Here is a 12,518-nt window from a genome sequence, read left to right as displayed (position 1 = left end):
AGCCACGTGATCATTGTGGCTGTCCCGTACCACCCGGCGTAGCAACCGTGCGAAGTCTCATGACAGGGCGAACGTTGCCTGATACGGCACTAGGTCGGGTTGCAGAGGCGATCGGAGGCAGTCAGAGGAAACCGCTCTGATTCGACCCGGGTTCGACCCGAGCTGCTCGGAGCCAGCCAGAGGCAATCGCCCTCTGTCTGGCCCCGAATCGGCCGAGGTCGGGGCGGTGTCGAACGGGTCAGGACTCCTCTGGCGGCACTCCGAGTCGTTCTCGGTCGAGCCGCGATGGGGACGCCTGCCTCTGAGGCGGGGCCAGGCATACGAAGGCCTCCAGGACGGCAATCCTGGAGGCTTCGCTTGGCACCGATTGGAGGTCGGTCCGGACACCACCCGTGGTTTTAGCGGGCCTGGGTGGCGTCCACGTCCTTGCGAGACGACCCCACAGTGCCACACCACACCCAGCAGACGGACTCACCCCAACGTCCAATTCACCCGAGCGAGCGACTGGGTCTTCACGGGCTGCCTCGGGCCGCGGCTGACCTGGTTCTGCTCGGCGACCTCACCGGCCGCTACGCGGCGGAAAGCTACAGCAGGCTCGGCTCCGACCGCCGGAGCGTGGTCCTGCGCGCGGACCGCCAGGGCGCAGCTGAGCACGGGCATCGGATCACCGCGGCCATCGCCTGCCACGTGGCCCGTGCCGGCGGCACCGTCGACCAGCTCACGCAGCTCCTGCTGCACCCCGAGCACGAAGGCGGACGGCACACCCGCAACATCGCGCTGCGTTCGGGGGAGCCTCGCGCCCTGGACTACATCCGCCGGGTGTGGGCCAGCGCCTCGGACGCAATCAGCACCACCATCGCGCTGAGTTCCCGGCACGAGGCGTACGAGGTCCTCGCCGCACTGCGCGACCGGATCGAAACGACACCGTGGCGCGGAGAGCGGGGACGGACCGCGCTGCGGGTGCTGCGGGCGCACCTGAACTTCGCCGAGACCACGGGCGGACCCCTGCACCACGCCAGTGAGCGCCAGACCGCCGAAGAAGCCGGGGTCTCCCGCACCACCCTGCGGGTCGCCTACGAGACGGTCCTGCGGCCACAGGGCTGGCTGCGGCGCCTGCGGGCGGGCCATGGCCGGGAGGGCTCCACCTGGTACCTCGGCGACGGCACCATCCCCGGACACAGCGACCACGCTCTGCTGTCTCGTTTCCGGTCCACTCAGTTCCCCCCCGACCCGGCACTTGAGGAGTGGACCACCCCTGAGACGGCCACAACGGCCAACATCGACTCCACCGTCCTCGGCCAACTCATGGGCCACGACGCCTTCGCCCACCACGCCCTCGGCAGCGCCGCCCTCATGATCATCAGCGCCCTGCACCAGCACCCCCACCAGACCGCTGCCGAACTCGTCGGTACGTCCTCGGTCTCCCACGCCACCATCTACCGGACCCTGCAACGCCTCGCCGACCACGGCCTCGTTCAGCACACCGGAGAGACCTGGACCCTCGCACCACGAGCTCTGGAGGGCTTCGGTATCCGCCTCCCGGACGACGCTGGCAACGGCCACACGCCGGCACAGGGCTGGGCCAACGTCGCCGAGCAACACGGCACCTGGGGCATCGCGGCCCGGCGCAAGGCCCTGCACACGGCGCAGCGGGCGGCCTACCAGCAGGCACTGGACCGGTTTGCGGAGCACCGCAGCAGGGCCGTGGTGATCGTCCGCGACGGCCGTCAGGTCCTGGTACCCCTGCCGCGCCCCGACGAGATCCCACCGACGTGGCACGCCCCGGACGGGCGCGTCCTCGACCCGGTCACCGGTCGTCCGGCCGCCGACTGGCGGGTCGCCACCGACGGCCGACTGATCCTCATCACCCCATCCGACCAGCGCAGTTACGACGAGCTGGCCGCCGCCCATGCCGAAGCCCTCAGCGAATGGGAGTCCGCCGCATGAACCCAGAGCCCCCGGCCACCTCCGATGCCAACGAGGCGGTGACGCCCGAGCCCCTGCGCCAGCAGTACGAGGCCGGTGCCACGGTCGACGAACTCGTCTCCGTCAGTGGGCTGTCCTACGGCACGGTCCTCAACCGGCTGCACGACGCCGGGACCGTCATGCGCACCTCCTGGCAGACCCGCCGACTGCGGCAGAACCCACAAGCCCGCCAGCGCCTCGCGGCCCGCCTGCGCACCCTGTATGAGCAGCACGGCGCGACCCTCACCGAACTGGCCGCAGCGGCGGGAGAGACGAGGCGCGGTGCCCGGCGCCTGCTGATCGAGGCCGGCGGCACCGTGCGCACCACCCAGCAGACCTTGCGGGTGCGTGCCGCAGCGCGGGCCGCCGAGCGGTACAAGGTCGCGGTGTCCCTGCGGGCACGGTACGAGGCCGGCGCCACGGCCCCGGAACTCGCCCGCGAGCACAGCTACTCCATCGCCACCGTCTACCGGCTCCTGCACCACGCAGGCACCCGTATGCGGCCCCAGCACCACCACGGACCGGCCCACGACACCACCAAACGCCCGGGAACGCCCCCGCCCTCGCCGGTGTCCCCCGCAGCGCCTGGCAGATCAAGAAGACGACCGTGCGTCATTCCCGCCGCGACAGGACAGCACGGGCACCCCCATCGTCAGCCCCCGCGCCGAACCGCGCGCACCAAACAACGCCCCTTCCCCCTCAGGAGATCAAGCACACGTGAACGAGAACACCCGACACAAGACCCTGGCCGCAGCCACAGCCCGCGCCTGGGACGCCTTCGTCATCGTCGTCGGCATGCTCAAGGGCGGCACCGGCAAGACCACCTCAGCCTGGTTCATCGCCCTCTACTACGCCGTCGTCCTCAACCTGCCGACGCTGTTGCTGGACGCGGACGCCACCAGCCAGTCCGCCTACGACTGGTTCAAGGTCGCCCAGGCCGCCGGCTTCGAGATCCCCGCCAACCTGGTCATCGAGCGATACCCGTTCGACGACATCGCCGAGTACATCCGCACCAAGCGCGCCGAATTCGGCGCGATCGTGGTCGACGCCGGCGGCGGCAGCGCCCGCATCTTCCACGAGGCTGTCACCGAGGCGAACCTGCTGCTCGTCCCGGTCGCCCCCACCAAGATCGAACGCCGCAAGCTCGTCGCCACCTTCGACGAGGCCGAGCGCGCCGCCGCCCGCAACACCCGCGACGTCACCGCCCACGTCGTCATGGTCAAGGCCGACGACCGCACCAGCCTGCCCGGTCGCGCGAAGGACCAGCTGCTCGACCCCGCCGAGGGCGAGGGCATCGGCCCTGACCGCGACGAGCCGTTCCCGCTCGCCGACACCGTCGTTCACTCGTGGGTGCACTACATGGAGGCCTTCGGCGAGATCCCGACCGAACTGAGCGAGTACGCCAACCTGATGAAGGAGCTGACCGAGGCATGAGCGAGAAGAACGAGAGGCCAAAGCCGCCGGCCCGCCGTACGGGCGGTCGCACCCTGGGCGGGGCCAGGAAGGCGGCCCCGCCGCCCCCTCCCCTGGCCGCCGAGCTCACCCCCGAGCAGTACGCCGCCGAACAGGCCACCACCCAGGCGTCCGAAGGCGGGTCTGGGGCAAACCCTGTGCTGGCGTCCGCCCCCGTCGCAGCAGCAGCCCCGGGGCAGGCCGGGACGGAACACGACGGGTCTCCGGCTGCCGCGGACTCGTCAGCTGCGTCCACCCCGAGCGCAGCGGCACCGGCGGCGGTCGAGAGTCCCTCGCCTCAGGCGGTTGGCACCACTGCAGGACGGGAACCGGTACCCGCCGCGCAGACGGAAATGCCCCCTACTGACCCCGTTGCGCTCAGCGAGCACTCCTCGGCGAATGAGATCGTCGCCACGGCCGCCGCTGTCCCGAGTCCTGTAGCGGCCGCGGAGATAGTGGTCCACGCGATGGCACCTGTCGTCGCCGGTGGGGCTTTCCCCGTCCAGGCCAAGGAACCGACACCAGAGCACAGCCACAGGCCTCAGGCGCCGGAAGGGCCCAGCGAGGACGTGCCATGGACACAGGGACCGGGCCGGCCCGAGGACATCCCAGATGCCGCGGTCGTCCTCAACCAACGCATCATCACCCGTGAGTCCCTCGACTCGTCCGTGCCAGCCGCGCTGAAGCTGAAGAAGCGCATCAAGCGCTTCGCGCTGGACAACGAGCTCGACCACCTGCCGCTCGGCGACATCGTCGCCGTCGCAATGGACGAGTGGCTGTCTACTTGGGGCTTCTGACGTCCTGAAGCAACGGTTCCCATGCAGCGCAGTGGGGACGTGGTCCCGTGGGGTCCACGTCCCCACTGCCGGCTATTCCACTAGCCCAATAGTCGACTAGGCGGATCACTTTTCGCGTAGTCGTAGCATCCGGGAGCAACCCATACATGCCTGACCATACCCATCACGCCCGCCTGCTGCGCGAACTCGCCGACCTGCTCGAAACCCAATTCGAGCCCATCGACGATCCGTTCACCCCGCACCCTGACACACAAGCAGTCATCAATAGCCGCCACACCGTCCGCGGACAGCTCAACTACGCCGTGCCCGAAGACCTTCAGCTCCAGCGCCGCATCCGCCGATACAACGCCGACAGCGGCATCCCCCACGGCGACATCGTCACCCTCGCCCTCGACGCCCTCCTCCGTGCCAAGGGCTACCCGCCGGACCTGCGTCCGGAAGCGGAGACGTCGTTGCCCGCGGCTGAGTTCCCGACTGCACGGCGCAAACAAGGTTCCAATCAGACAGGACCGCTAGGCTGACCCCGCAGGAACAGCCCGGACGCATCGGGGAAGTGGGGATGCGCGCTTCCCACTGACGCGCTACGCCCGGGCAGGCGTACAGGCGGCAGAGGGGGCACACTTCGCGTGGAAGTTGAAGTACGTCTGGGCAGTGCGGACTCAGTGGAGGAGTTCACGTCGCTCCTACAGTGGCTGCGTGGAGACCGGCACTTGCAGGGGCGGGTGCGTGCGAGGCGGATGGCTTCCCAGGAGCAGGAGCTGGGTGGCGCTTTCGAACTCATCAGCGTCGCCATCGGTTCTGGTGGCGTTGCCTCAGCGTTTGTGACGTCGCTGGGGTCATGGCTGAGTAGCAGGCGTTCCGAGCAGAGCGTCAGTGTGACGGTCGGCGAGAAGTCTGTGCAGATCACCCGCAACAGCACTACTCCTCTGGACGAAGCGGAACTGCTGCGCCTGATTAAGCAGACACTAGATGAAGCCTGAGGAACAGTCCGCAAGACTGAATCGATGCGCCGTCCTGATAGGAATGTCACATTACCGGGATTCCCGGTTCATCGCCGTGCCTGCCGCCGCCAACAGCCTTCGCCGCATGCAGGAAATCCTTACTGATCCGTCGCTTTGCGGCTGGTCTCCCGAGCAAGTGACAGTGATTGACAATCCGGCGGATGGGCGACATGTCGCAGTCCAGATTCGGAAACTCGCGGAGCGCACCGATGGCCTGTTTCTCTTCTATTTCGTCGGCCATGGCACTCTCTCTGAGGAGGGTACCGTTTTCCTGCCGCTGGCCGAGACGGACGCCGAGCATGTCGATCTGACGGCTTTACCCTTCGCCCATGTGCGTACCGCGCTGCTGAGTAGTCCGGCACAGGTCAAGATTTCCATTCTCGACTGTTGTTACTCCGGCCGTGCGATCCAGACGCTCTCCGCAGAGAGCACTGACCTGTCCCTGGCCGCCGATGTACACGGGACATACACCTGGGCGGCCGCTGATGACGCCGCACACGTGGTTCCCCTCGCAGAGCAAGGCGGCGTCTGTACGTCGTTTACCGGTGAACTCATCGAGCTGGTCCGTGAGGGGATTCCCGACGGTCCGCGATTCCTGACGCTCGGGGATCTTTATGAGCCAATGCGCCAACGATTGCGGGCCCGCGGGCTTCCGCTGCCGAGCCGTCGAATCCATGACAGTGCCAGTAGCACACCCTTTACGCGCAATGCGGCCATTCCTACCGCGGCAACTCCCCATCGGCTACCGGCAGAAAATGGCGTGGGCCGGTCCAGTCCTCCGCCATTCGACCTCGAATCTCGACCATCTATTGCCCGGCGAGATACCAAGGCACTTAAGGCCGCCATGCCCATTCACCGCGTAATCGGTACTTATATCCCGCTACGCGGTGGCGGGCGGGAGCTCCGAGGCGCCTGCCCGTTCTGCGCGACGGATGATGGCTATTTTAGAGTTAATTCCGAAAAGTCGGTCTATCACTGCTTCAAGTGTCAGGCGGGCGGCGACACGTTGAATTTTCTCATGCAGATGGAGCATCTGACCTTCGGGGAGGCGGTTGACCGTCTCGCCTCGCTTGCTGGAATCACCCTCAGTGAAGACGGCGGCCACCACGACCGGCAGCACGTCGAGCGAATCCGCATGATCGAAGCTCACAAGGCCGCCGCCGACTTCTACACAACCAGGCTCAATACGCTCCCAGAAGCTGGCATTGGGCGCACGTTTCTCGCCGATCGCGGATTCGACAAAGCCGCGGCCGCTCATTTCGGCGTAGGCTACAGCCCTCAGGGCTGGGATCATCTAGTGCGTCATCTGCGCAAACACGGATTTACCGACAAAGAACTGCACCACTCCGGTCTGATCGTCGAGGGCCGCCGTGGCCCCATCGATCGCTTCCGCGGTCGCCTGATGTGGCCGATCCGCAACATCGGCGGCGAGGTCGTCGGTTTCGGAGCCCGCAAACTCCACGATGCGGATAATGGTCCCAAGTACATTTATACACCTGAAACCGCGATCTACAAGAAGTCCCAGGCTCTGTTCGGTATTGACCTGGCCAAGAGAGACATCGCTAGTTCCCTCCGTGTGTTTCTTGTCGAAGACTTCACAGATGTCATGGCCAGCCACTTGGCCGGTGTGACCACTGCAGTTGCCACTTGCGGGACCTTATTCAGCGGCGGCCACGCCAAGCTCTTGCGCCGTCTACTTCCAGACGACGGCTTGGCACGCGCCGTTTTCGCCTTCGAAGACATCGAGTCCGGCCAACAGGCGGCTCTACGTGCCATTACGGACGATTCCCAGTTCATCGGCCAGATGTACATCGCCATAACGCCTGACAACCTGAGCCCGAGCGCCCTGCGCATAGCCAAGGGCAATCAGGCCGTTGCCGACCTCGCCCAGCCCCGCACGCCCCTACATGAATTTGCGCTCACCCAGATCACCCTTCGTCATGATCTGGAAACTCCGACCAGCCGCGCGGCCGCACTCGATGAGGCCGCCCCCCTCGTCGCCAGCATTAGGAACAGCGCCTGGCGGCGCGAGATTGCCATCCAACTCGCAGGCATGCTCAACATCCAGGACGCAGCATTCGTGGTCAGTCGCGTGGCACAACTGGCGCGCACCGACCGCCGGGACTCAGACCCTGCCGGCAACTCGGGGCAGCGCCGACAGGACGGCACGGAGCCCACACTTGCTGTTGATCTTCGAAATCCTATAGCAAAAACTGAGCGGGAACTACTCAAACTGTCGCTGCAGCGACCCGAATTGGTGTCGCCGGCGTTCGATGCCTACGGCGTCGACGAGTTCACCGCCCGGGCGTACGCGATCATACGCCAGGCGATCTTGGACGCTGGCGGAGCCGAGTATGGAGTTCAGGAGCAGTCCCAGTATCTGCATCTCATCCGCGAAGCCGCCCCGAACCATGCCGCCCGTGCTCTCATTACCGAGCTGTGCGGCGAGACCATCATGTCCAAAACTGTCAACGAAACCTATGCTGGAAACATTCTAGTGGCAGTCAGACGGCGCTCCGTAGCCCGACGCATCCAGGAGCTTCTCGGCGCGTTGGCTGTTACCAGCTCGACGGACAGTCCTGCCCATCTAACCCATATGCAAAACGAGTTGTGGACGCTCTACAAGTACGACCAGGCGCTGCGGGAATTGGGAGCAAAAGCACTCTGATGAACCGCTCCGGGATCGACGGAGGCCGTATCCGCTGACTCCAGCCGTATAGAACGTGGGAAACGTCCCAGCATCTTATGCAACACCCTTTAGAAGAGTCGCGAATCGATGATAGGGGTTTCAACGGCGCTGGTGATCTCTGTTGGTACGGGGACGCCGAGCTGGATGGCGGTGGGTGTGTAGAGGTCGGCGGTGACTTCGGGTGTGGTCAGTGACACGAGCAGGCCGTACGTCACGGGGCGCCCGACTCGGTCAGCGCTGTTGTTGTACTTCCACCAGCCACCGGCGGGATAGACGGCGAGCACGCCGCAGTCGGCGAGTTCGCGGGCAGTTCCTCGCCAGATGTCTGCGTGCAGGCAGCCGCGCTCTCGGTTGGTCGGGCCGACGAGCCAGTTGCGATCGCTGTCGAAGGGCCGGATCGTGGTGCGCGCGTCGTCCTCGGCCTGTGCGGCTTGTGCGATGCGGCCTTCGAATTGCCGGGTGGTTTCGTAAGGGCCCTTGAGCGCGAAGCGGAGCCGGTGGGATGCATAGGTGTGCTGTCCGAGCATGCCTCTACGGCCTGGGTTGGGCTCGATGAAGTAGGAGAGGGTCACCCGCAGGCGGACTTCGGTGGCGTCGAGGCCGAGAAGTTGTTCGCGGGGCCAGGGCAGTTCGTGCAGTTTGAGCTCGCCGAGGCGGATGTCGCGCCCGTCACGGACGAAAGGCACCAGGGAACCCTGGATGATCATGGTTACCGCGCTTGCGGTGCTGGCCAGCACCCGCTCCTCGGTGGGGACGCCCCAGCCGTAGCGTCGCAGCACCGTACGTGTGAACTGCCCTGCCGAGATCTTGCGGCGTCCGTTGCGGTTGAAGACGCCTTCGGTCATGGCATCCGTCCACTGGGCCTCATGGACGAGCAGGCCTCGGACCGTTTCTGCCCGCAGGTTCGGATAGCGGGCATGCGCCAGGGCCGCCAGGCGGGCGGCTTGGGCGGTCGCCGCGCTCGTGGCGTCGATGGTGGTGAGGAGCTGGCCGAGGTGCGATCGGGCCGTGGTGGTCAGTGAACTCGCTTCATGGCCGTCGACTCTGGTGACTTCCTTGTCGACGAGGAGGTTGCCTCCTTCCATAACGATGTCGGGCTTGCAGGCTGCGGCCTCCTTGAACAGCACGGACGTGCGGCTGTGCGGTGACAAGGTTCCTGGGGCCGCAACGGCGCGGTAGCCGGCATAGTCCTTATGGGTGGGTACGTGATCGATCTCGGTGTGGGCGCCGACGGTCAGAGCGTTCCACGCCTGGGCGGGGTCTTCGATGCGGGAGGTGTCGCACAGGTCCAGGTGGGTGGAACTCCCGTCGGCCGCGACGAGGTCAGTGGCACGGTGGTCGCGGACATTGCCGGCCGAGATGACCAGGAGACGCGATTGGGTGGGCTCGGGAGGGCCCAGCAGATCGATCCGGTCGTCGGTGACGGTGATGTCGGTGCCGGCAGCGAGAGCGTCCACCGATGCCGACCACAGGGTGGCTGTTCCGTCGGTGCCGTTGCTGTCCGGACCGGACTCGGCAGTCACCGCCATACCGAAGACCCGTGTACGCGGATTCTCCAGATCGGCTGTTTCCGCGGTGGCGACGGCCGTCGCGGTCACCTCACCGTGCGGACGGGGGATGTCGAGTTGCCTGCGTGGGAGGATTTTGACCGTCTCCACGTGGTGGTCGAGCTGAACCGGGGCGAGGGACGCAAGCGCGCTCTCCAGGTCTCCGAACGCGGTGAGACCGGCCATCCTGGTGCCATGGCCCTGGGGATGGTTATCGTCCGGCCCTTCCTGACTCATGACGCTGTGAGCAGCGATGAGTACAGGCCGCAGCAGGGGGTGCTCTTGGTCCACGCCCGTATCGAGCAGAGTGACTGCAGGAGCACCGGCAGATGCGGGCCGGATCCTGCTCACCAGGTCGGCGACGAAGTCGCGGTGCAGGTCTCGCAGTTCGCGGCTGTGGAGTTCCTCGGTGAAAGTTGGCTTGCGGATCTCGGACGGGCAGGCGTTGGTGCGCAGGAGATGAGTCAGTCCGCTGATGCTGGTATGGACCTGAGCGACCTGGAACTGTGCGATTCCGATGGTCCGTTGCACCATCTGCCAGCCGTTGGCCTGTGCCAGCCGCCGCAGGGTCTCCACCGCATCCGATTCGCTGAGCCTGGAGTCGATCCAGAGCTCCCACCACACGTCGACGTCTTCGTCGGGCAGCGGCAGCCTCTCCTGCCACAGGTTCGCGACCGTGGCTCCTTCGATCTGCTCGATGTTGGCGACGAGCGCAGCGTTCCTGGGACTGCCGGAGGGACCGTTTTCGACGGCGAACTGGTCGATCTTTCTCAGCAGGGTGGGGACTGCTCCGTCCGAGATCCAGACGACGGCTTCCTGAGGGCGCTGCTCATCCGCCTCATGGACGTTCATGAGCGTGAGGCCGGACTTGTCGAGGGAGTCCAGCTTCAGCTCGTGCTCAGGTGCAGCCTGAAGAGTCACCGCAAAGCCGTCTGCCCGCTCGCGGTCATCAACCGACTGCCGGTGAAGGAGGGCCTCATTTTGCGCGTCTTCGACACCGGTCTTCAGCCGACTCGCGTGTCCGGCTCGGTCCGCAGACCTGTCCACCAGCTTCGAGGGCTGCACGGCAGGGCCGGGCGGCCGTGGGGTGAGGGTTCTCGGTGACCAGGGAACCAGGAGATGCGGAGCGCTCGGAGGGGAACCCTCAGGCATGACGCAGGAGGTGCCTTTCGTTGAGGGCGTCCCTCAGCTGGTCGGCATCGATCGCGTCGCTCCCCCCGAGAATCGCCCGCTTGGCGGCCGCTTCAGCAGCCTTGACCAGCTCAGCGTGACTCAGCTGCTCTGTGAGAGCAGAGAGATCCGCCCACTTTACTTCTGATGTGTCCATCGCGGCGAGCCGCCGTCGAAGAATTTCGATCGCCTGGCCAGTCGACGGCTGTTCATAGACGATCGCCAGATCGAACCTGCGGAAGAGCGCCGTGTCGAGAAGGCGGCGGTGATTGGTCGCGGCCACCACCAGACTCTCCGCAGGCGCCTGGTCCAGAAAGAGAAGGAAGGAATTGAGGATACGGCGTGCCTCTCCGACATCGTTGCTGCTGGCGCGGTCCGCTCCCAGCGCATCGAATTCGTCGAACAGGTACACGGCTCGGGTCTGCGCGGCGGCATCGAAGACGAGACGGAGCTTTGCGGCAGTCTCCCCCATGAATCGGCTGATCAGACCATCCAGCCGGATGGTGAACAGCGGAAGACCAAGCTCACGGGCCAGCGCGGCTGCAGTCATACTCTTGCCCGTCCCCGGGGGACCGGACAGCAGCAGCCGGTGCACAGGAACGAAGCCGAAGCGCTCCAGCCGGCCACGCTGGCGCTGTTCATGCAGCACTTTCTCCAGAGCCGCCTGGGTGCTCTCCGCAAGGGTCATATCGGACAGCTGTGTGCCGGGGTAGTCGGCAGTGAGCAGACTTGCCAGCTCACCACGCGGCTGCACCACAGGAGTCGGCGTGGGCTGGCGGCCGACCTTCTCAGCACGTGAGGCCTCAATGACCTCCCGGAGCTCGGCAGCCAGCCGAGTATGACCCTGGCGCGCAGACTTCGCCGCCACCTGCAGCGCAATACTGTAGAACCGGTCGTCGTCGCCAGCAGCATGTGCACTGAGCATCGCCTTGAGATGATCGGCGCTCGCCGTCACGGTCCACGCCTCCCTCGCTCTTAGGTCCAGACACCGTAACGCGGACCTCAGACAGTCAGCATGTCAGGCTCCGACACGTGGACCACATCGTGATTCTCGCCAACCAGCACCCTCCACAGACGCCGCACCCGACCGCATGCAGCACAAGGCAGAGCCCTCGCCTCGCCCTCCGCTAAGCAGAGCAGCCGAGCGGCTCCGTATGAAAGCCCGCGACGGCGTCCCTCAGCATCCGGCATCCGGAACTGGCTCCAGCGCTGCCAGGACCACATCGTGGCCGAGGACACTAAGCCCGGCTAGGGGCACCTGCACCATCCGTTCCCCGATTTCAGCACCGACTCCCCGTCCGGCGCCGAGCCCGTCTTCGACAACGCCCTCCCCCGCGAGATCCCCGACCCCCACAGTCGGCACCACTACCGGCCGTCCCACGCACAGCAGTACGGCAAGGGCAGGGCGCCTCGACGGGTTCACACGCGCGGGCCTCAGGAGGAACCGCCGCACAGTATGATCCGACCACGACTCCGGGACGCCTAGTGAAATCACAATGATCTAATTGTCAGCTCGAACCATCAGGAGCAGATTTGCCGGTTCCTTCCTGGGCAATGTGATTGACGAGTTCCCCGGGTTCCACATCGAGACCTGCAGCGATGTCCAAGAGCGTAAGAACGCTGGGGCTGCGCTGCCCGTGCTCGATATAGATGAGGCCACGAAAGCTCAGCCCGCTGCGCTCTGCGAGTTCTTCCAGGCAGTATCCCCGCTCCTCTCTGAGGCGACGGATTTGCATACCGAGGGACAGGAGTCGCGGGTCCGGTGACGGTTCACGTGCTGGCACACGGTGACTCGACCGTCACACCTTTGCGTGCACCATGAACAGCTGTGCATAACTACGGGTTGTAGCGGACAGCATCGCCCTGGCAGACAGCAACAACGTCGTCGCGCACGTCG

9 protein-coding genes and 1 pseudogene are annotated in these 12,518 nt (G+C 65.8%); 7 read left to right on the top strand and 3 right to left on the bottom strand.

Going from position 1 to position 12,518, the window contains the following annotated elements:
- Nucleotides 1-444 precede the first annotated feature (444 nt).
- The 7 genes and pseudogenes from ACFYMM_RS37900 (at nt 445) to dnaG (ending at nt 7,883) form a co-directional block, all read left to right on the top strand.
- On the top strand, nt 445-1,947 hold the full coding sequence (locus ACFYMM_RS37900; protein ID WP_388395665.1) for a transcriptional regulator: 1,503 nt from the start codon (nt 445-447) through the stop codon (nt 1,945-1,947).
- A gap of 735 nt (nt 1,948-2,682) precedes the next feature.
- Nucleotides 2,683-3,399, top strand: coding sequence for a ParA family protein (locus ACFYMM_RS37895; protein ID WP_388395663.1), 717 nt, complete (start codon nt 2,683-2,685; stop codon nt 3,397-3,399).
- Between the two features lie 485 nt (nt 3,400-3,884).
- Complete coding sequence (locus ACFYMM_RS37890) at nt 3,885-4,214, top strand: hypothetical protein (protein WP_388395661.1); 330 nt, start codon at nt 3,885-3,887, stop codon at nt 4,212-4,214.
- 146 nt (nt 4,215-4,360) lie between these two features.
- Entirely contained in the window at nt 4,361-4,735 is a 375-nt protein-coding gene (locus tag ACFYMM_RS37885; protein ID WP_388395659.1) for a hypothetical protein, read from the top strand.
- Nucleotides 4,736-4,840: 105 nt separating this feature from the next.
- Nucleotides 4,841-5,194, top strand: a complete 354-nt coding sequence (locus ACFYMM_RS37880) for a hypothetical protein (RefSeq protein ID WP_388395656.1) — start codon at nt 4,841-4,843, stop codon at nt 5,192-5,194.
- Nucleotides 5,184-5,624, top strand: a pseudogene (locus ACFYMM_RS37875) (caspase family protein); the annotation flags it as partial. The gene ACFYMM_RS37880 and the pseudogene ACFYMM_RS37875, both read left to right, overlap by 11 nt.
- A gap of 399 nt (nt 5,625-6,023) precedes the next feature.
- Entirely contained in the window at nt 6,024-7,883 is a 1,860-nt protein-coding gene (dnaG, locus tag ACFYMM_RS37870; protein WP_388395671.1) for a DNA primase, read from the top strand.
- An 89-nt stretch (nt 7,884-7,972) separates the two neighbouring features.
- On the opposite strand, the gene ACFYMM_RS37865 is transcribed toward dnaG, so the two are convergent.
- The 3 genes from ACFYMM_RS37865 to ACFYMM_RS37855 all read right to left on the bottom strand — a co-directional run bounded on the left by ACFYMM_RS37865 (nt 7,973) and on the right by ACFYMM_RS37855 (nt 12,357).
- Nucleotides 7,973-10,516 (bottom strand): S8 family peptidase, encoded by a 2,544-nt coding sequence (locus ACFYMM_RS37865; RefSeq protein ID WP_388395654.1) that lies wholly within the window; start codon nt 10,514-10,516, stop codon nt 7,973-7,975.
- Nucleotides 10,517-10,595: 79 nt separating this feature from the next.
- Complete coding sequence (locus ACFYMM_RS37860; protein WP_388395652.1) at nt 10,596-11,576, bottom strand: AAA family ATPase; 981 nt, start codon at nt 11,574-11,576, stop codon at nt 10,596-10,598.
- A 553-nt stretch (nt 11,577-12,129) separates the two neighbouring features.
- Entirely contained in the window at nt 12,130-12,357 is a 228-nt protein-coding gene (locus ACFYMM_RS37855; RefSeq protein ID WP_388395650.1) for a helix-turn-helix domain-containing protein, read from the bottom strand.
- Between the last annotated feature and the right edge of the window lie 161 nt (nt 12,358-12,518).

It is taken from the genome of Streptomyces sp. NPDC006739 (assembly GCF_042869815.1).
Lineage (GTDB): Bacteria > Actinomycetota > Actinomycetes > Streptomycetales > Streptomycetaceae > Streptomyces.
This window is presented reverse-complemented; position numbering and strand designations above follow the sequence as displayed.

What these genes read in the sequence shown, in the direction of transcription:
- ACFYMM_RS37885 (WP_388395659.1), top strand. Translation starts at nt 4,361, where the DNA reads ATGCCTGACCATACCCATCACGCCCGCCTGCTGCGCGAACTCGCCGAC.
- ACFYMM_RS37890 (WP_388395661.1), top strand. Translation starts at nt 3,885, where the DNA reads ATGGCACCTGTCGTCGCCGGTGGGGCTTTCCCCGTCCAGGCCAAGGAA.
- ACFYMM_RS37855 (WP_388395650.1), bottom strand. Translation starts at nt 12,357, where the DNA reads ATGCAAATCCGTCGCCTCAGAGAGGAGCGGGGATACTGCCTGGAAGAA.